This window comes from Microbacterium alkaliflavum (assembly GCF_044325405.1).
GTDB lineage: Bacteria > Actinomycetota > Actinomycetes > Actinomycetales > Microbacteriaceae > Microbacterium > Microbacterium alkaliflavum.
This window is the reverse complement of the sequence record NZ_JBIQWL010000003.1, coordinates 307,694-326,757: the sequence shown is the minus strand read 5'-3', so window position 1 is coordinate 326,757 and position 19,064 is coordinate 307,694. Positions and strand designations below refer to the sequence as shown.

Genomic DNA, 19,064 nt, shown 5'->3' with positions numbered 1-19,064 from the left:
GGCGCGGCGGGCCGGCTACTGCCGGTACGACGAGAGGAAGTTGCCGAGTCGCTCGACGGCCTCCGTCAGCACCCGCGCCTCGGGAAGCGTCACGATGCGGAGGTGATCAGGCGTGGGCCAGTTGAAACCCGTTCCCGGCACGAGCAGAACGTGCTCGGCCATGAGGAAGTCGAGCACGAGCTTCTGGTCGTCGCGGATGTCGTAGACCTCGGGGTCGAGGCGCGGGAAGGCGTACAGCGCCCCCTGCGGACGGAAGCACGAGACTCCGGGGATCGCCGCGAGGCCCTCCCACGCGGCATCCCGCTGCTCGTGCAGGCGTCCGGTGGGCGCGATGAGGGCGTCGATCGACTGCACCCCCGAGAGCGCGGCCTGGACGGCGTGCTGCGCGGGGACGTTGGGGCACAGGCGCGTCGACGCGAGGAGCGTGATGCCCTCGAGGAAGCCCGCGGCGTGCTTCTTGGGCCCCGTGATGGCGAGCCAGCCCGAGCGGTAGCCCGCGACGCGGTACGTCTTGGAGAGCCCGTTGAATGTGAGGCACAGCAGGTCGGGAGCGACCGTCGCCATCGGGGTGTGCTGCGCCTCGTCGAACAGGATGCGGTCGTAGATCTCGTCGCTCAGGAGCAGGAGCGAGTTCTCACGGGCGACGTCGGCGATGCCCTCGAGCACTTCGCGGGAGTACACGGCGCCGGTCGGGTTGTTCGGGTTGATGACGACGATCGCCTTCGTGCGGGGCGTGACCTTCGAGCGGATGTCCTCGAGGTCGGGCTGCCAGCCGTTGGACTCGTCGCACACGTAGTGCACGGGCGTGCCGCCGCCGAGGCTCGTCATGGCGGTCCACAGCGGGTAGTCGGGCGCCGGGATGAGGACTTCGTCGCCCTCGTCGAGGAGCGCCTGCATCGTCATCGTGATGAGCTCGGAGACGCCGTTTCCGAGGTAGACGTCGTCGGGGTCGACCTTCGGGAAACCGGGGACCTCTTCGTAGCGGTAGACGACGGCTCGGCGCGCCGATGCGATGCCGCGGCTGTCGCTGTAGCCGTGGGCGCTCGGCATCGCCTCGATCATGTCGCGCACGATCTGGAAGGGAGCCTCGAATCCGAAGACGGCGGGGTTGCCCGTGTTGAGCTTGAGGATCTTGTGACCCTCGGCCTCGAGCCGATCGGCCTCGACGAGTGCCTGGCCGCGGATCTCGTAGAGGACGTTCTTCAGCTTGCTCGACTGGTCGAGCGTTCTCAGGGGCGCGGTCGTGCTCATCGGATCAGAATAGCCGGGCCCCCGTCGAGCCAATGGCCGACGGGTGGCTCGGCATCCTGCAGGACTACTTCTTCTGCTGCTGGCGGCGCTGCGCGCGGTTCTGCGGGGCAGGGGCGGGGGCCGAGCCATCCGTCCGCTGTCCGAAGGATCCGCGAGGAGCCTCGCGCGTCGCGGTCTGCGTCTGCGCGGCGGGGGCCTGCTCGCCCTGCGGCTGCGCGGCAGCAGCCGCCGCGGCGGCCTGCCGCAGGCGGTTGGTCGCCGACTGCTGCACCTGGCCGCGCTCATTGCGCACCTCGACCTCGCCCGCGTCGTTCGCGGCGGAGTATTCCAGACGCTGGCCCTCGACGGGCTGCGCGCCCAGGCCCTTGGCCTCGACCTCGGCCGCCTCGCCGTCGGCGCGCCGCACCTCGACCTCGAGGTTGTAGAGGTAGCCGACCGACTCCTCCTTGATCTGCCCCATCATGGCCTGGAACATCTGGTAGCCCTCGCGCTGGTACTCGATGAGCGGGTCGCGCTGGGCCATGGCCCGCAGGCCGATGCCGTCCTTGAGGTAGTCCATCTCGTAGAGGTGGTCGCGCCAGCGGCGGTCGAGCACCTGGAGCACGACGCGGCGCTCGAGCTCGCGCGTCGCGGCCTCGCCGAGCGTCTCCTGACGCTTGTCGTATGCGATGCGCGCGTCGGAGAGCAGCTCGCGCTTGAGGCCCTCGGGCGTGATGCGTCCCTTCGTGCCGGCCTCGGAGACGACCTCGTCGATCGTCACGGAGACGGGGTAGAGCGTCTTCAGCTCGGTCCAGAGCGCGTCGAAGTCCCAGCTCTCGGTGTGGCCCGTCGAGGTGTGGTCGTCGATGACGGCCTCGATGGCGTCCTCGATGAAGTGCTGCACGCGGTCGGCGATGTCGTCGCCCTGCAGCATGTGCCGGCGGTCGGAGTAGATCGCCTCGCGCTGGCGGTTGAGGACGTCGTCGTACTTGAGCACGTTCTTGCGGATCTCCGCGTTGCGCGCCTCGACCTGGCTCTGCGCGCTCTTGATCGCCCGCGAGACCATTCCCGACTCGATCGCGACGTCGTCGGGGAAGTTCGTGCGCGACAGGATGGCCTCGGCGGCGCCCGACTGGAACAGGCGCATGAGGTCGTCGGTGAGCGACAGGTAGAAGCGGCTCTCGCCGGGGTCGCCCTGACGGCCCGAGCGACCGCGCAGCTGGTTGTCGATGCGGCGCGACTCGTGACGCTCGGTGCCCAGGACGTACAGACCGCCGGCCTCGACGACCGTCGCCGCCTCTTCGGCGACGCGGTCGCGCATCGCCTCGTAGACGCCGTCCCACTCGGCCTCGTACTCGTCGGGCGTCTCGACGGTGTCGAGGCCCTTCGCCTTCATCTCCTGCACGGCGAGGAACTCGGCGTTGCCGCCGAGCATGATGTCGGTGCCGCGGCCGGCCATGTTGGTGGCCACCGTGACGGCGCCCAGGCGCCCCGCGCGGGCCACGATCTCGGCCTCGCGCGCGTGGTTCTTCGCGTTGAGGACCTCGTGCTTGATGCCCTTCTTGGCGAGCAGGCGCGAGAGGTACTCGCTCTTCTCGACGCTCACGGTTCCGACCAGCACGGGCTGGCCCGTGCCGTGACGCTCCGCGATGTCCTCCACGACCTGGGCGAACTTCGCCTGCTCGTTCTTGTAGACGAGGTCGGCCTGGTCCTTGCGGATCATGGGCTTGTTCGTCGGGATGGGCACGACGCCGAGCTTGTACGTCGACATGAACTCGGCGGCCTCGGTCTCGGCGGTACCGGTCATGCCCGCGAGCTTCTCGTACAGGCGGAAGTAGTTCTGCAGCGTGACCGTGGCGAGCGTCTGGTTCTCGGCCTTGACCGGCACGGCCTCCTTGGCTTCGATCGCCTGGTGGATGCCCTCGTTGTAGCGGCGCCCCACGAGGATGCGGCCGGTGTGCTCGTCGACGATCATGACCTCGTCGTTCATGACGACGTAGTCGGTGTCGCGCTTGAACAGGGCGAGCGCCTTGATCGAGTTGTTGAGGAACGAGATCAGCGGGGTGTTGGCCGACTCGTAGAGGTTGTCGATGCCGAGGTAGTCCTCGACCTTCTCGATGCCGGGCTCGAGCACGCCGATCGTGCGCTTCTTCTCGTCGACCTCGTAGTCGACGCCGACCTCGAGGGTCTTGGCGATCTTCGCGAACTCGACGAACCAGCGGTTGGCCTCGCCCGAAGAGGGGCCCGAGATGATGAGCGGCGTGCGGGCCTCGTCGATGAGGATCGAGTCGACCTCGTCGACGATGGCGTAGAAGTGGCCCCGCTGCACGAGGTCTTCCTTGCGCCACGCCATGTTGTCGCGCAGGTAGTCGAACCCGAACTCGTTGTTCGTGCCGTAGGTGATGTCGGCGTTGTACTGCTCGCGGCGCACGGCGGGCGTCTGGCCGGCGACGATCGTCCCGGTCGTCATGCCGAGCGCGCGATAGATGCGGCCCATGAGGTCGGCCTGGTAGCTCGCCAGGAAGTCGTTGACGGTGATGACGTGCACGCCCTCGCCGGCGATGGCGTTGAGGTAGGCAGGAAGCGTCGCGACGAGGGTCTTGCCCTCACCCGTGCGCATCTCCGCGATGTTGCCGAGGTGCAGGGCCGCGCCGCCCATGATCTGCACGTCGTAGTGGCGCTGACCGACGGTGCGTTTCGCCGCCTCGCGCACGGCCGCGAACGCCTCGGGCATGAGCTGGTCGAGCGTCTCACCGGCCTGGTACCGGGCGCGCAGCTCGACGGTCTCGCCGCGAAGCTCCTCGTCGGTCAGGTGCGTGTAGTCCTCTTCGAGGGCGTTCACGGCCTTCACGACCTGCTGCAGCCGCCGGAGCACACGGCCCTCGCCGGCACGGAGCAGTTTCTCGAGAGGGTTGGCCACGGAAGTGTCTCCATCTGTCGGGTCGGCGCCCTCGGCGCCGGTGCCGCCGGGGGCGCACCGCCCCCAGGCATACCTACCCATGTTATCCACCCGTGACCTTAAGGGTGGCTGTGGATGCCCCACCTGGGGACGGCGGCGCACAGCGCGGCGAGGCATCCCTCCCCCGCTCCCGCAGGTGCCTAGTGTCGAAGTGCATACCCGGTATGCAGAAGGAGTTCCCATGTCGGTGCGTCAGAGCCTGCTCGCGATCCTCGATCAGGGGCCGTGCTACGGCTACCAGCTGCGGGCGGAGTTCGATCGGCGCACGGGGTCGACCCGGCCGCTGAATGTGGGCCAGATCTACAACACGCTCGATCGCCTCGAGCGCGACGGGCTGGTCCTCAACAGCGGCGCCGACGAGCAGGGGCACGTCTATTGGGAGATCACGGATGCCGGCCGGGCCGACGTGCGCCGCTGGCTCTGCACGCCTGTGACCCGCGGCACGACGGCCCGCGACGATCTGGCGGTCAAGGTCGCCGTCGCGGCGACACTGCCGGGCGTCGATGTCGGGATCCTCCTGCACGCGCAGCGCGCGGCTTCGCTCGCACAGCTCGAGGAGGCCGCGGGCCACGTCGTGGCGGGACCGGCGGCCGACGCCCACGAGCTCGCCCGCATGCTCGTCGCCGACTCCCGCGTCTTCGCGGCCGAGGCCGAGCTGCGCTGGCTCGACCGCGTCGAGGAGCGGCTCGCGCAGCATCCCCGGCACTCCTTCGCGCTCGCGCTGTCGACGGAGCGCCCCAAGCGCGGGCGGCCCGCGCGGGACGCCTCCGGGCCCACGCGCCCGGAGGCTGCCGCCGCGGCGTCAGCGGCGCCCGGAGCGGGCGTGGGGACCGCGACCGTCGGTTGACCCCGCCGGCGGGCGGACGCCGCCGCGCTCAGCTCGCGGGCGGCGGAGCCGCCGGAGCGGCGGGGCCGGGATAGGCCGCGACCGCCTTGTCGAGGTCGTCGAAGACGTGCTCGGGGCTGATCCGCCCCATGAGCTCGTAGCGATTCAGCGTCTCCAGAAGGCTCGCCTCGGGCCGGGCGAGGATGAGGTGTATGCCGCGCTTATGGAGGTAGTCGGTCATGTCGGCAAGCGCCTGTCCGGCCGAGTAATCGACGTCGGACACACCGCTGCAGTCGAGGATGAACCATTGGACGGGATCGGGCGCGCCCGCGACGACACCCTCGACGCGATCGGTGAAGCCGCTCGCATTCGCGAAGAAGAGGTCGGCGTCGAACCGGAACACCACCAGTCCCGGCGAGCTCTGCGCCCCCGGGACGGCGTCCTCGTACCCGTACCCGCCCTCGGGCTTCGGCTCGAGCACGAGTGCGCGGGCCTTGTACTGGCGCTCGATCACGTCGATGAGCGACAGCGCGAGCGCGAGCACGATGCCGGCGCCGACGCCGACGAGGAACACCGTGAGCGCGGTCACGACAGCGATGAGGAGCTCGCGCGGGCGGCGACGCGAGACCCGCGCGAGTCCCTTGATGTCGATGAGCTCGACGCCGATGACGAACACGACACCCGCGAGCACGGCCTTCGGGAGGTCGGTGAGGAGCCCCGTGAGGAACAGCAGGACGATGAGCGTGACCACAACGACGACGAGGTTCGCCACCTGCGTGCGGCCCTTCACGCCGTCGAGGATCTGGGTCTTGGTCGGCGATCCGTTCACGACGAACGTGCCGCTGAGCCCCGCCGCGAGGTTGGCGGCGGACAGGCCCACGATGTCGCGGTTGACGTCGGCGCGGTCGCCGTGCTTGAGCGCGAAGCTGCGCGACGTCGCCGCGCTCTGCGCGATCACGATGAAGAAGCAGGCGAAGGCCGTCGGGATGACGGCGGGGACATCGCTCCACTCGAGTCCCTGCGGAAGGCCGAGCGGCGGGAGTCCGCCCTTGATCGCACCGATGACGGCCACTCCATAGGTCGTGGCATCCGTCACGGTCGCGACCGTCAGGAGGCCGACCACCGCGACGATGGCGCCGGGGATCTTGGGGATGAACAGTTTGAAGATGTAGATGATCGCGATCGTGCCGAGGCCGTAGGCCAGCGTCGGCCATGACACCTGGCCCAGCGAGGAGATCCACGACCACTGCTGCTGGAACCAGTTGCCGCTCCCCTTCGGCACGCCCAGGATGTCGGGGATCTGACCGGTCGCGACCTGGATCCCGACGCCCGTCAGGAAGCCGATCAGGACGGATGCCGAGAGGAAGTCGCCGATGAAGCCCAGGCGCAGCAGCCGCGCGATGAGCAGGATCACACCGGTCATGAGAGCCGTGAGCCCGCACAGCGCGACCCATTGCGACGACCCCGGCTGCAGACCCGCGATGCCCGCGCCGGCCAGTCCCGCCGCGAGGATCGCCGCCGTCGCGGAGTCGCCGCCGACGACGAGGAGCTTCGACGAGCCCAGCAGCGCGAAGGCGAGGAGCGGGAGCAGGATCGTGTAGAGGCCCGTCACGACGGGCGTCTGCGCGATCGAGGTGTACCCCATCACCTCCGGGATCGCGACGGCGGCGAGCGTGACGCCGGCCAGGAGGTCGCGGCCGAGCCAGGCGCGCTGATATCCGCGCAGCGAGACGGGGGTGAGTGCTTTCGGGAACGGCATCAGAGCGCATCCGATTCGGCGAGGGGCGGTGCGAGCGCCCGGCGAGGTCCTCGAGCCCGAGGATCGAGACCGATCCGCCGGCCGCTCGGTACGAACGGCGGATGAACTCTGCGCGACATTCTTTTGCACTCGGGTGCCGGGCGCCAGAGGCGACACGCGCCTTCTCACCCGCCGCGGGTGTGCGCCGGCTCCCGGCATCCCCTCGGCGGCGCGACCTTAGGCTGGACGCATGGCCGGATTCTGGGGAAAGCGCAAGCGTGATCGTGAGGAGCTCGAAGCTCAGGATGCCGACCTCGCGCGGCGTGCACAGGCGGCGCTCGTGCAGGCAGACGAGCGCATCCGGGTGACCGGCGACGAGCTCGTGTTCGCCGACGCGGAGCTGGGTGCCGACGCGACGAAGGACCTCCGCGATGCGCTCGAGTCGGTGAAGCAGCACCTCGGCGAGGCGTTCCATCTCCACCAGCTCAACCACGACGAGATCCCCGACACCGCGGAGGAGCTGCGCACGCGCAATGCGCGCATCGTGCAGCTGTGCGACTGGGCCGAAGAGCTCCTCGACGACCGGACCGAGGCGCTCGCCGAGCGCATCGCCCGCGTGCGGCGGGCTCCCGAGATCATCGCGGGGGTGCGGGCGGATGCCGCGCGGCTGCGTGGGCTGCTCCCGCAGACCCGGGAGACCCTGACGCGCCTGGCCGCCCGCTACTCGACCGAGGCGCTCGCGAGCATCGCGGCGAATCCCGCCGAGGCCGATCAGCTCCTCGGCTTCGCGGAGCACAGCGCCGGGGTTTCGGAGCGGCGTCGCGAAGCCGGCCAGCGCGAGCAGGCCAATCTCGCCCTCGAGGCCTCCACCGAGGCCGTCCGCCGCGCCGGCACGCTCGTGGAAGCCGTCGAGACCTTCGAGGTCGAGGCGCTGCGGGCCGAGTCGACGCTCGCCGCGGTGGTGGAGGATTCGCGTGGCGACCTGGTCGTCGCCCGTCAGGCTCCGCAGGTGCCCGCAGTCCTCGAGGCGATGCGCGAGCTCGAGGCGGCGCTGGCCGCGCTCCCCGCCGCGGGCGTCAACACCGATCCGTTCACGCTGCTCACGCAGCTGCGCGAGGCGAACGCGGGGCTGGATGCCGCGATCGCGGCCGCGCGACAGCGCGAAGCGCACCCTGTGCCCGACTTCGCCCATGTCCGCAACGCCGTCGACGACGCCGACCGGCAGCTCGCCGTCGCGCGGGACGTCATCGCGGGCCACCGCGGCTGGATCGGCGCCGACGCCCGCACGCGCCTCGCCGAGGCCGAGCGGGTGCGCGTCGACCTCGATCGCTTCCTCGGCACGTCGGCTGCCGCGGCCACGAGCATCCCGGAGGAGCAGCGCGAGCAGGCCCTGGCCATCGCGCGCCGGTCGGCCTTCCTCGCGAGCGAGGGCCTCCAGCTCGCGCAGCGCGACATCGAGGCCTACCGCCCGCAGGGCTGGGGCGAGCCGGGGAACGGCGCCTGGGGCCAGCCGCAAGCCGGCTGGGGCTCCCGCGGCGGACGCGGCGGTGCGAGCGACATCATGGGCGGCGTCCTCGGCGGCCTCGTCATCGGCAGCCTGCTGGACGGCATGTTCGACTGAGGGCCCGGCTGGCGCCCCCCAACCCGTGAGCCTCCATCTGAGTGCCGAGAACGCGGGTGGCCCCCACGCTCTCGGCAGTCAGATGGAGGCTCACGGTCTCCGGGGGGACCGCACCAGAAGAAGGGATGCCGCGAGCCGCGGCATCCCTTCTTCTGGTGCGGTCCCCCCGGAGACCGTGAGCCTCCATCTGAGTGCTGAGAACGCGGGTGGCCCCCACGCTCTCGGCAGTCAGATGGAGGCTCACGGTCTCCGGGGGGACCGCACAAGAAGAAGGGATGCCGCGAGCCGCGGCATCCCTTCTTGTTCGTCGAAGACTATGAGGCTAACTCGGTGGGCGCCGCGAGCGTCGACAGCGAGATGACGCCGTAGTCCCAGCCCTTGCGGCGGTAGACGACGCTCGGGTGGTCGCTGCGGGCGTCGATGAACAGGAAGAAGTCGTGGCCGACGAGCTCCATGCGGTCGACGGCGTCTTCCACCGTCATCCACTCGGCGTCGAAGTGCTTCATCCGGATGACGACGGGGGTGTAGTCCGCTTCCTCCTCGTTGCCGGTGATGATCGGGATCTCGCCGGTCGCGACGGCGCGGATGACGTCCACCGACGCGGGCTGGAGATCGATGCCCTCGAGCGCGCCGCTGCCCTTCTCGAATTTCGCGCCCCGGGGGTGGTTGCGGGAATCCACCCGCTTGTCCTTCGCGCGGCGCAGCTGCTCGCACAACTTGTCGACCGCGAGGTCTAGGGCGGCGAACTTGTCGCCGTCCGTCGCCTCGGCACGGACCAGGGGTCCCTTGCCGGTGAGTGTCAGCTCGACGGTGTCGTCTTCGACTCGTCCGTTGTGGTACGCGCGATGCGTGACCTTGACGTCGACGCGCTGAGCGCGCGGAGCGAGGTGCTCGATTCGGGCGGCCTTCTCTTCGACGACCGAGCGGAAGCGATCTGTGATCCCCACTCCCACGCCGACGATGCTGGTTTCCATCCCTGACCTCCTTGTTCCGGTCCACCCGGTCAAGGGCGGACCTTCAGTCGCCTTGTCACCCCCACGGTAGACGAGCGTCCCGTGCCTGTCACCTATCAGTTTCCGAAGATTTCCCGATCACTGATAGGCGCGGCGTCGCGGCCACGACGGCGGCACCGACGACCTCCACGCCCGCCGCGCGCAGGGCGCGCGCGGCCTCGGCGAGGGTCGCACCGGTCGTCACGACATCGTCGATCACGACAGCGCGCACGGGCCGGGGCGGTTGTGTCGCGACGAGCGAACGGGCGACGTTCCGCCGCCGTGCGTCGCGGTCGAGCCCACGCTGGTCGGCCGTGCGGCGGCCTGGGGCGAGCAGGTTCGCGACCTCGAGGCCCGCTCGCCGCGCGACGAGATCGGGCACGCGGTAGCCGCGCCGCCGGAAGGCCGCACGCGACGTGGGCACCGGGACGACGACGAGGGGCGCGTCGTGAGGAACGGTCATGCCGCTCGCCGCGGCCACGGCGGCGAGCAGCGCCGGCGCGAGGGCGTGGGCGAGACCCGTGCGTCCCTCCTCCTTGAGGGCGCGGATGACGCGGGCCGTGACCCCCTCGAAAGCCAGCCCGCTCCACACCCCGAGCCCGGGCTCGATCGCCCGTCGTCGGGGCGTCGGCTCGAGGGCTGCCCCGCAGGCCTCGCACAGGGGCGTGTCGGGCGCGTCGCATCCCGCGCAGTCGACGGGGAGAAGGAGCGTCAGCGCGTCGGCGAGGGCACCGCGGGCGGCGAGGAAGGCGGAGGGCATGCCTCATCGTGGCGCGCGCCACGAGGTCGGCCCGCCCGCGCGGCCGCTGCGGTGGATGACTGCGGCGCGCACGCGTCCCGGGGAGGAGAGCGCGGCATCCCTCCCCCTCCCGACGGAGGCGGTCCGTCAGCGCGGCGAGCCTTGCTGTGTCGCGAGCACGAAGATGCCGACGGCGGTCTGCGGCCACGTCGACCCGCGCTTCGAGTACAGCTCGCCCGACACGCCTTTGACGCGCATGTTGCCGTTGTTGATGCCCGCGAGCTGCGCCGCACCCGCGGGCGCCGGGGTCGTCGCGGAGGGGCCGCCGACCGTGAGGTCGACGACCTCCGCGTCGTCGCCTGCGCTCGCCAGCACCGCGATCGTGGAGTCGTCCAGCCACGACACGGCGATTCCCGAACCCGACAGCAGCTGCAGCAGCAGCGGCTCGCCGAGCGCCGACGGCACGCCCTTCGTGTCTCGCACGACGCCCGAGACCCAGACCGACGGGCGGCCGCCCGAGGTCACGACGGCCGCGAGGCGCGTGCCATCTCTGGAGAGTGACATCGCGCTCACCTGCGTCGCCTCGGGCCACGCCTCGGCGATGTGGATGGGGTCGTGTCCCGGCGCGAAGGCGGTGAGCTGCGACGGCGCGTCGCCCGGCACGCTCCACGTGTAGCCCGACGGGTCGACGGTCGGATCGATGAGGCCGGGACGCTGGTCGTACACGACGAGGCCGTCGTCGGCCGACACGCGCGCGACGGCTCCGCCGTCCAGCCGCGCGGCCGCGAAGTCGCGATCGGGCGACAACTGGATCGAGACGGGGTCGACCTGGGTCATCGCCGGCGTCAGCCCGGGGATCGGCTGGAGCTGGTTGCCCGTCAGGAACCCGAAGCCGTCCTGCGTCAGCACCGCGGCCTGGTTGCTCACCCGCGTCGAGCGGACCGGGGCGGGCTCGACCTCGAGCGGTGTCGTGCCCGCCGCCATCTGCACGTCGGACACCCCGCTCGCCGTCTGCAGGCTCTCGGCGAGCTGCGCCTGCATGCGCGAGAGCGTGTCGGTGCCGAGCTGGATCGCCGCCGTGCTCAGCTCCACCTGGGCGACGCCGCTGTCGACCGGCACCGAGGGGCTCGCCGACACGTCTTCGGGGAACGCCGTCGCGACGGATGCCGCGAGCCACGGGGCGGGCGGGCCGTTGACCAGGGCGTCGGCGATGTAGGTCGGCGCGTTCGTCGCAGGGAACCACCGCACGTCGGGCACGAGGAACTGCCACGTCGGGTCGAAGTACATCAGGGCGTAGCGGTGGAACACGTTGGAGAACTGCGACGTGTCGAGCAGGAGCCCGTCGGGCGCCTTGGAGATGCGCCATTCGCCGTCGCTCTGCTTCGCGAGCTGGAACGGCAGCGTCGTCGGCCCTTCGACGGACGGCGAGTACGCGCCGATCTCGTCGATCGTGGCGACGGGGGTCGTCGTCACCGACACCTGGTCCTCGGCCGACGACGAGAACCCCCGAAGCCCCGGCTCGTCGATCGTGACGTTGGCGGTCGGATCCCAGCGACGGGCCTCGGCAGGCGTGAGGTACTCCTTCGCGACCGCCCACGAGCCGTCGGGGCCCGGACCGGTCCCTGCCCGGACGAAGCCGTCGACGATCTCCTGCGGCGACGCTCCGGGCTGCGGGCTGTCGGGGAGAAGCGCGAAGTCGGGGCTGCCCGCGTCGGCGTCGGCGGGAAGACCCGGCTGCACGCTGCCGGACGTCGGCAGTCCGGCGCATCCGGCGAGCGCGAGCGTCACGGCCGCGACGACGGCGGCCAGGCCCGAGCGAAGGCGCCTCACGGCTTGCCTCCCCGGGCCGAGGTCGCGCCCCCGCGCCCGGAGGCTCGCTCCGGCGCGTCTGCGACGGAGCGAGGGGGCGTGGAGGCCGTCGTGACCTCGATCGGCTGTGTGCGGCCGAACTCGTCCTGCGTCTCGTCGGCAGGCTCCAGCCGGATGGGCGAGGAGCCCGTCAGCGGCGCGGTGCCGCGCGGCAGCGTCAGGACGAAGTTGGATCCGCGGCCGGGCTCCGACCACACGGCCAGCTCGCCGCCGTGCAGCCGCGCGTCGCCGAGTGCGATGGAAAGGCCCAGGCCCGTGCCGCCGATCGTGCGCGTGCGCGAGGGGTCGGCACGCCAGAACCGGTCGAAGACATGCTCGGTCTCGGCGGGGCGCATCCCGAGGCCGAAGTCGCGCACGCCGAGTGCGACGGCCTGCTGGTCGCTGTCGACCGTCACGACGATAGGACGCCGCTCGCCGTGCTCGATCGCGTTGCCCAGGAGGTTGCGCACGATGCGGCGGATGCGGCGCGGGTCCATGTCGACGGGCGAGTACCCGCCGGGCGCCACGAGCCGCACATCGGTGCCGTGCTGCTCGGCCAGCTGGTGCATCGACGCGATGACGTCCTCCGCGAGGTGGGCCAGACTCGTGGGCTCGAGCTCGAGCTGCACGGAGCCGGCGTCGTAGCGGCTGATCTCGAGCAGGTCGGTCAGGAGCGTCTCGAAGCGCTGCACCTGGGCGTTGAGGAGCTCCGCGGCGCGCGCCGTCGCGGGATCGAAGTCGTCGCGCTGGTCGTTGATCATGTCGGCGGCGAGCCGGATCGTCGTCAGCGGAGTGCGAAGCTCGTGCGACACGTCGGAGACGAAGCGCTGCTGCACGAGCGACAGATCGGCGAGCTCCTTGATCTGCGACTCGATGCTGTCGGCCATGGCGTTGAACGACCGGCCGAGCGTCGCGAGCTCGTCCTCGCCGTGCACGGGGAGCCGCACGGTCAGCTCTCCCGCGGCCAGGCGCGCGCTCGTCTCGGCGGCCTCGCCGATCGGCGTCGTGACCGAGCGCAGCACGAACCACGCGATGGCGCCGATGAGTACGACGAGCCCGATGCCGACGACCCACAGGATGCCCTGGATGAAGCCGAGGGTCTGATCGGCGCTCGCGAGGTCGTAGGCGAAGTACAGCTCGTACGCGCCGACGTCGGGAAGCACCAGCTGCTGCCCCACGACGATGCCCGGGATCGTGCCGCCGTCGGGACCGGCCAGGCCCACCGACTGCCACCACTGCGGCTCGGAGTTGGTGCGCACGGCGGCCCGCATACCGGCCGTGATGAGCGACTCGTCGAAGCCGCCCACCGCGAAGTCCTGCGGCGCCTGCGTCGCGGTGCGGTCGACGCGGAAGGCCGCGATCATATCGGTGGACGACTGCTGGATGAGGATGGCCCGCACGCTGTTCATGAGGCTCTGCAGCTGCACCGTGTCGCCGCCCTGCACCGCGGCGTTGTCGAGCGTCTCCTGCGCGGCGACCGTCGCGCGGCGGGCATCGGTGAGCACCTGCGTCTGACGGGAGTCGAAGAGGTCGCGCTGGATCACGAGCGCCATCCACACGCACGCGACGAGCACGGCGGCGGCCGTCAGCGCGAGGGTCACCAGGACGATCCGGAACCGCAGAGACCGGCGCCAGAGCCGCGCGAGGTCGTCGGGCCAGTGCCGCCATTCGCGCCATCCGGTCGCTTTGCCGCGGGGAGCGGCGATCGCGCCCGTCTGCGCCGCCGTCACGCCGACCTCACACGACCGCGCCGGCCCGGTAGCCCACGCCGCGGACCGTCGTGACGATCTTCGGGTTGTCGGGGTCGACCTCGACCTTGGCGCGCAGCCGCTGCACGTGCACGTTCACGAGGCGCGTGTCGGCCTTGTAGTGGTAGCCCCAGACCTGCTCGAGCAGCATCTCGCGCGAGAACACCTGCTGCGGCTTGGAGGCGAGGGCGACGAGCAGCTCGAACTCGAGCGGCGTGAGCGAGATCGCACCGTCGCCGCGACGCACCTCGTGCGCCGCGACGTCGACCGTGAGGTCGCCGATGCGCAGCGTGTCGCCGACGGGCTGCGCTGCGGGGCGCAGGCGCGTGCGGATGCGCGCCACGAGCTCCTTCGGGTTGAACGGCTTGACGATGTAGTCGTCGGCGCCCGACTCCAGCCCCTTCACGAGGTCGGCGGTGTCGGTGCGCGCGGTGAGCATGATGATCGGGATGCCGCTCTCGGCTCGCACGCGCGTGCAGATCTCGATGCCGTCCATTCCGGGCAGCATGAGGTCGAGGAGCATGAGATCGGGTCGCTCCGTCCGCCAGGCCTCGACCGCCTGCGCACCGTCGGCGCAGAAGACCGTGTCGAAGCCTTCCGTGCGCAGCACGATGCCGATCATCTCGGCCAGGGCGGTGTCGTCGTCGACCACCAGGATGCGTGAACTCATCGCGCGCGTTCGTCCTTATCGTCCGGCCCCGGCACAGCGCGGGCGCAGCCCGCTTGCCTCCCCAGGGCGCACTGATCCAAAGATTAGTCGACACTGCCTGAACCACGGCCCGACGCGGCCTGGGGAGCCGCCGAACGCGTCGGAGCGGTGTGACACGATAGGGGTCTGCCCGACCCCGCCGCGGGCCGCATGCCGGCCTCCCGGGCGCGGGCTCATGAGGAGGAGCTGTGACCGCCTACCCGGCTTGGACGCCGGCTTCCCGGCCGGGGATCATCCCCCTGCACCCGCTGACGTTCGGCACGATCCTCGGGCGCTCGTTCACGGCTCTGAGGCAGAACCCGCGCGTGCTCCTCGGCTTCGCGCTCTGCGTGCAGGCGGTCGCCTACGTCGTGGTCATCGTGCTCGTGGGTGTCGTCGGGTGGGCGTCGTTCTCCCGTCTCGAGACCCTGCAGCCGGGAACCGACGACTACCAGGCCGTGCTCGCGGGCTCGATCGCGCTCACGGTGATCGTCGGCGTCGTGCTGGGCCTGGCCGCGGGCGCCCTGAGTGTCATCGTGCAGGGCGTCGTCGTCACCGAGGTGGCGCACGCGGCGCTTGCCGAGAAGCTGACCCTCGGCGCCCTGTGGCGGCAGGTCAAGCCCGTCGTGTGGCGGCTCATCGGCTACGCGGCCCTCCTGCTCGTCGCGACGATCGCGGGCTTCGCGGTCGTCGGGCTCGGCATCTTCGCCCTCGCCTTCGTCGCCGCGCCTCTCGCCGCCGCGCTCGGCGTGCTCGCGGTGTTCGCGTCGATCCCCGTCATCCTCTGGCTCTCGGTCAAGCTCCTGCTCGCTCCGTCGGCGATCATCCTCGAACGGGCGACCGTCGGCGGCGCCATCGCCCGCTCGTGGCGTCTCACCCGCCGGCGCTTCTGGCCCGCGCTCGGGGTTGTGGTGCTCGTCAGCCTCATCTTCGGCGGGATCGCCCAGGTCGTCAGCATCCCGTTCTCCTTCATCGGCGCGGGACTTTCGACGATCATCGCGCCGACCGGCGACGCGACGGCGACCGAGATCATCTCGATCATCGCGACGAGCCTGCTCGCGCAGGCGGTGACCCTGCTCATCCAGTCCGTCGCCACCGTCGTGCAGTCCACGGCCGCGGCGCTCATCTACATCGACTGCCGGATGCGCCACGAGGGGCTCGACCTCGATCTGCTCGCCTACGTCGAGAGACGGGATGCCGGGGCGCAAGGTCTTCCCGACCCGTATCGCGCAGGCATCGGCCGCACCGTCGGGCCGCGGTGGGCCGCGCTGGCGTACGCGCCGGCGGGGTACGCGCCGTATGGTGCGGGATATCCGGCTCCGGGCTATCCGCAGGGGTACCCGGGCTATCCGCAGGGGTACCCGGGCTATCCGCAGGCGCAGGGGTACCCGCAGGCGCAGGGGTACCCGCAGGCGCAGGGGTACCCGCAGGCGCAGGCCCACCCGCAGGCGCAGGCCTACTCGCAGGCGCAGGCCTACCCGCAGTCGCCGGCCCACCCGCAGACGCAGGGGTACCCGCAGCAGCCTCAGCAGTGGGGACATGCGCAACAGCTGCAGGCACCGGGGTACCCGCAGGCGCAGCCGCAGGCTCAGGCGTACCCGCAGGCGCAGCCGCAGCCGCAGCCGCAGGCTCAGGCGTACCCGCAGGCGCAGCCGCAGGCCCAGGCCCAGGCCCAGGCCCAGGCCCAGTCGTACCCGCAGGCCCCGCAGCAGCCTCAGTCCGGCCCGCCGGCGCAGGCCGCCCCCGCCGAGCCCGGGTCCGAGCCCACGCGCTGGGCGGCACCGGGCGAACCGGCCGACGGCGTCGACCGCGAGTCGCCGTGGTCGTGACGCCGGCACTGCTCGCGCGCCTCGCCGACTCGGTCCCACCCCTCACGCCCGACGGCGAAGAGGCACGCCGATGGGCCGAGGAGGAGCTCTCCAAGCCCGTCTACGCCGAAGCGCAGCCGACGTTGTTCGACCGCGTCTCGCGCGCCGTCGGCGACTTCTTCGCGCAGCTCTTCTCGACCCAGCTCGACGGCGGGTGGGCCTCGACCTTCGCCGTCGTGGCCGCCGTCGTCGTGGTCCTGCTCATCGTCGCGGCGTTCCTCGTGTGGGGAGTGCCACGGGCCACGCACCGCTCGCGTGTGGCCGTCGCCGAGCTCTTCGGGGAGTCCGATGTCCGGCCCGCTGCCGAGCTGCGCGCGGCGGCCGAGGCGCACGCGGCCCGGGGCGAATGGGACGAGGCGATCGTGCTCCGTTTCCGCGCGCTCGCGCGTGGGCTGGCTGAGCGCGGGGTCGTCGAGACGCCGCCGGGTGCGACGGTGCACGGCTTCGCGCGGCAGGCCGCGCGCGCCTTCCCCGGGTCGGGAGCCGAGCTCGAGGCCGCGGCTGTCGCGTTCGACGACGTGCGCTACCTGCGCCGCCCCGGCACCGCCGAGCTCTACCGTCGCGTGGCCGCCGTCGACGCCGCGGTCGCGGCATCACGTCCGCTCCTGGCGGAGGTGCGATGACATCGGCTGCTCCGTCGGCGGCGGGTGCGGCATCCCCAGCCGCCTCGCCTGAGCGATCGGCCCGCCGCCGCCGACTCGGCGGATGGATCGCGATCGCCGTCGTCGTCCTGCTCGTGGGCGGGGTGGGCGCGGTGCTCGCGAGCGTGTCGCAGTGGGCGGAGCGGGGCGCGCTCGACCCGGAGTCGGCGGGACCCGACGGCGCGATGGCCGTCGTGAACATCCTGCGCGAGCACGGAGTCGAAGTCGTCGTCGCCCGGGACCACACGACGGCGCGGGCCGCGCTGGACGGACAGTCCGCGACGCTCGTCATGCCCGATACGCCGGCGCTCTCGGATGAGGCCGTCGCGGGGCTCGCCGACGGCGCGCGCGACGCCGTGCTTCTCGCCCCGCGGGCGCGGACGCTGCGGCTCCTGCTGCACGGCTCGTCACCGGCGGGCTACGGCACGGCCGCACCGTCCTCCCCCGGCTGCGACGTCGCCGACGCCCGGCGCGCCGGGGCGATCGTCGCGGGGGCCGTCTACCGGCCCGGCGACGGCGTCGCGGCCTGCTACCCCTCGGGCGACGGTCACGCGCTGCTCGTGCACGACACCGGGGCCCATCGTGTGTCGGCCGTCGACGGCCGCGCGCTGTTCGTCAACGAGTCGCTCGCCGACGACGGCAACGCCGCCCTCGCGATCAACCTGATGGGCCGCCACGGGCGCGTCGTCTGGTACATGCCGGGCGTGGGCGACACCGATCTCGCCGGCGGCGCCCCGACGCTCGGCGATCTCACGCCGCCGTGGGTGAGCCCCGCGATCGTGCTCCTGCTCGTCGCCGGCATCGCCGCGGCCGTGTGGCGAGGCCGGCGCTTCGGCCCGCTCGTCGCCGAGCGGCTGCCGGTCACGGTGCGCGCCTCCGAGACGACCGAGGGCCGTGCCCGCCTGTACGCGCGTGCCCGCGACACCGTGCACGCGGCCGACCAGCTGCGCATCGCCGCCCTCGCACGCCTCGCGCGCCTGCTCGGCCTCGGTCCCGCCGCGAGCGCCGCCGAGATCGCGGATGCCGCGGCCGATCGGCTCGCGTGGGACCGCCGCGCCGTGCGCGGCATCCTGATCGACGAACTGCCCGCGAACGACGCCGCGCTGGTCGCCCTCCGCGATCGGCTCCGCCATCTCGAGGAGGCGGTCCGCCAGGCCGTCCGCCCGGAAAGGAACACCCCATGACCGACGCTTCCCCCGATCAGCTTCGCGAGGCGATGCACCGCGTGCGACTCGAGGTCGGCAAGGCCGTCGTCGGTCAGGACGGCACCGTGACAGGTCTGCTGATCGCGCTCCTGTCCCGCGGCCACGTGCTGCTGGAAGGCGTGCCCGGTGTCGCCAAGACGCTCCTCGTGCGCGCCTTCTCGACTGCGCTCGGGCTCGACACGAAGCGCATCCAGTTCACGCCCGACCTGATGCCCGGCGACGTGTCGGGCTCGCTCATCTACGACGCGAAGGCGGGCGAGTTCGAATTCCGCGCGGGACCCGTCTTCACGAACATCGTGCTCGCCGACGAGATCAACCGCACCCCGCCCAAGACGCAGGCGGCGCTGCTGGAGGCGATGGAGGAGCGGCAGGTCTCCTCCGACGGCGTGACCAGGGCCCTGCCCGACCCGTTCCTCGTCGCCGCGACGCAGAACCCCATCGAGCACGAGGGCACCTACACGCTGCCCGAGGCGCAGCTCGACCGGTTCCTGCTCAAGCTCATCGTCGACGTGCCGCCCCGCGACGCCGAGCTCGCCGTGCTCCGCCGGCATGCGAGCGGCTTCGACCCGCGCGACCTCGCCGCTGCGGGGCTCGCCCGGGTCGTGTCGGCCGACGAGATCCACGCGGCGCAGCGGGCCGCGGCATCCGTCACGGTCGCCGACGACGTGCTCGGCTACGTCGTCGATCTCGCGCAGGCGACGCGACGCAGCCCCTCCGTGCAGCTCGGCGTGAGCCCGCGTGCGGCGACGGCGCTGCTCGCGGCCTCGAAGGCGTGGGCGTGGCTGGGCGGTTATCCCGCGATCACGCCCGACCATATCCAGACGATGCTCGTGCCGACGTGGCGGCACCGCATCCGCCTGCGTCCCGATGCCGAGCTGGAGGGCGTCTCGGTCGACGCCGTCCTCGCGTCCGTCGTGCAGCAGACGCGCGTGCCGATCTGACCGTCATGCGCGCTCTTCGC

At 71.7% G+C, this 19,064-nt stretch carries 14 protein-coding genes; 6 read left to right on the top strand and 8 right to left on the bottom strand.

What is annotated here, in order from left to right:
- Window positions 1-15: 15 nt before the first annotated feature.
- Window positions 16-1,251: a pyridoxal phosphate-dependent aminotransferase gene (locus tag ACH3VR_RS10510; RefSeq protein ID WP_396640738.1), complete on the bottom strand. Its 1,236-nt coding sequence runs from the start codon at window positions 1,249-1,251 to the stop codon at window positions 16-18.
- Between the two features lie 64 nt (window positions 1,252-1,315).
- Entirely contained in the window at window positions 1,316-4,150 is a 2,835-nt protein-coding gene (gene secA, locus ACH3VR_RS10505; protein ID WP_396640737.1) for a preprotein translocase subunit SecA, read from the bottom strand.
- Window positions 4,151-4,370: 220 nt separating this feature from the next.
- Between secA and ACH3VR_RS10500 the strand changes: the two genes are divergently transcribed.
- A complete protein-coding gene (locus tag ACH3VR_RS10500) occupies window positions 4,371-5,036 on the top strand; it encodes a PadR family transcriptional regulator (protein ID WP_396640736.1) in 666 nt (221 codons plus the stop codon).
- Window positions 5,037-5,064: 28 nt separating this feature from the next.
- Here ACH3VR_RS10500 and ACH3VR_RS10495 read toward each other — a convergent pair whose 3' ends face one another.
- Entirely contained in the window at window positions 5,065-6,774 is a 1,710-nt protein-coding gene (locus ACH3VR_RS10495; RefSeq protein WP_396640735.1) for a SulP family inorganic anion transporter, read from the bottom strand.
- A gap of 229 nt (window positions 6,775-7,003) precedes the next feature.
- On the opposite strand from ACH3VR_RS10495, the gene ACH3VR_RS10490 reads away from it, so the two are divergent.
- Window positions 7,004-8,374, top strand: a complete 1,371-nt coding sequence (locus tag ACH3VR_RS10490; protein ID WP_396640734.1) for a coiled-coil domain-containing protein — start codon at window positions 7,004-7,006, stop codon at window positions 8,372-8,374.
- A gap of 314 nt (window positions 8,375-8,688) precedes the next feature.
- Here the strand turns inward: ACH3VR_RS10490 and hpf are convergent, their stop codons facing one another.
- The 5 genes from hpf to mtrA form a co-directional block, all read right to left on the bottom strand.
- A complete protein-coding gene (gene hpf, locus ACH3VR_RS10485) occupies window positions 8,689-9,348 on the bottom strand; it encodes a ribosome hibernation-promoting factor, HPF/YfiA family (RefSeq protein ID WP_396640733.1) in 660 nt (219 codons plus the stop codon).
- 88 nt (window positions 9,349-9,436) lie between these two features.
- Window positions 9,437-10,126 (bottom strand): ComF family protein, encoded by a 690-nt coding sequence (locus tag ACH3VR_RS10480; protein ID WP_396640732.1) that lies wholly within the window; start codon window positions 10,124-10,126, stop codon window positions 9,437-9,439.
- 126 nt (window positions 10,127-10,252) lie between these two features.
- On the bottom strand, window positions 10,253-11,935 hold the full coding sequence (locus tag ACH3VR_RS10475; protein WP_396640731.1) for an LpqB family beta-propeller domain-containing protein: 1,683 nt from the start codon (window positions 11,933-11,935) through the stop codon (window positions 10,253-10,255).
- Window positions 11,932-13,683, bottom strand: a complete 1,752-nt coding sequence (gene mtrB / locus ACH3VR_RS10470; RefSeq protein WP_396640730.1) for an MtrAB system histidine kinase MtrB — start codon at window positions 13,681-13,683, stop codon at window positions 11,932-11,934. Before mtrB ends, ACH3VR_RS10475 begins: the two co-directional genes overlap by 4 nt.
- Before the next feature lie 7 nt (window positions 13,684-13,690).
- A complete protein-coding gene (gene mtrA / locus ACH3VR_RS10465) occupies window positions 13,691-14,371 on the bottom strand; it encodes an MtrAB system response regulator MtrA (RefSeq protein ID WP_396640729.1) in 681 nt (226 codons plus the stop codon).
- Window positions 14,372-14,598: 227 nt separating this feature from the next.
- Between mtrA and ACH3VR_RS10460 the strand changes: the two genes are divergently transcribed.
- The 4 genes from ACH3VR_RS10460 to ACH3VR_RS10445 are packed head-to-tail and all read left to right on the top strand — an operon-like array spanning window position 14,599 to window position 19,044.
- Window positions 14,599-16,218: a glycerophosphoryl diester phosphodiesterase membrane domain-containing protein gene (locus ACH3VR_RS10460; protein ID WP_396640728.1), complete on the top strand. Its 1,620-nt coding sequence runs from the start codon at window positions 14,599-14,601 to the stop codon at window positions 16,216-16,218.
- A complete protein-coding gene (locus tag ACH3VR_RS10455) occupies window positions 16,209-16,880 on the top strand; it encodes a DUF4129 domain-containing protein (protein ID WP_396640727.1) in 672 nt (223 codons plus the stop codon). The genes ACH3VR_RS10460 and ACH3VR_RS10455 overlap by 10 nt, the downstream gene beginning before the upstream one ends.
- Window positions 16,877-18,082, top strand: a complete 1,206-nt coding sequence (locus tag ACH3VR_RS10450; protein WP_396640726.1) for a DUF4350 domain-containing protein — start codon at window positions 16,877-16,879, stop codon at window positions 18,080-18,082. The genes ACH3VR_RS10455 and ACH3VR_RS10450 overlap by 4 nt, the downstream gene beginning before the upstream one ends.
- Window positions 18,079-19,044 carry an AAA family ATPase gene (locus ACH3VR_RS10445; protein ID WP_396640725.1) on the top strand — a complete coding sequence of 322 codons (966 nt, stop codon included), beginning with the start codon at window positions 18,079-18,081 and terminating at the stop codon, window positions 19,042-19,044. The genes ACH3VR_RS10450 and ACH3VR_RS10445 overlap by 4 nt, the downstream gene beginning before the upstream one ends.
- Window positions 19,045-19,064 lie beyond the last annotated feature (20 nt).

Bases quoted from the DNA above. Each gene is read 5' to 3' on its own strand.
- ACH3VR_RS10445 (WP_396640725.1), top strand. From the start codon at position 18,079: ATGACCGACGCTTCCCCCGATCAGCTTCGCGAGGCGATGCACCGCGTG.
- mtrA (WP_396640729.1), bottom strand. From the start codon at position 14,371: ATGAGTTCACGCATCCTGGTGGTCGACGACGACACCGCCCTGGCCGAG.
- ACH3VR_RS10490 (WP_396640734.1), top strand. From the start codon at position 7,004: ATGGCCGGATTCTGGGGAAAGCGCAAGCGTGATCGTGAGGAGCTCGAA.
- ACH3VR_RS10510 (WP_396640738.1), bottom strand. From the start codon at position 1,251: ATGAGCACGACCGCGCCCCTGAGAACGCTCGACCAGTCGAGCAAGCTG.
- ACH3VR_RS10480 (WP_396640732.1), bottom strand. From the start codon at position 10,126: ATGCCCTCCGCCTTCCTCGCCGCCCGCGGTGCCCTCGCCGACGCGCTG.
- hpf (WP_396640733.1), bottom strand. From the start codon at position 9,348: ATGGAAACCAGCATCGTCGGCGTGGGAGTGGGGATCACAGATCGCTTC.
- ACH3VR_RS10495 (WP_396640735.1), bottom strand. From the start codon at position 6,774: ATGCCGTTCCCGAAAGCACTCACCCCCGTCTCGCTGCGCGGATATCAG.
- ACH3VR_RS10500 (WP_396640736.1), top strand. From the start codon at position 4,371: ATGTCGGTGCGTCAGAGCCTGCTCGCGATCCTCGATCAGGGGCCGTGC.
- ACH3VR_RS10450 (WP_396640726.1), top strand. From the start codon at position 16,877: ATGACATCGGCTGCTCCGTCGGCGGCGGGTGCGGCATCCCCAGCCGCC.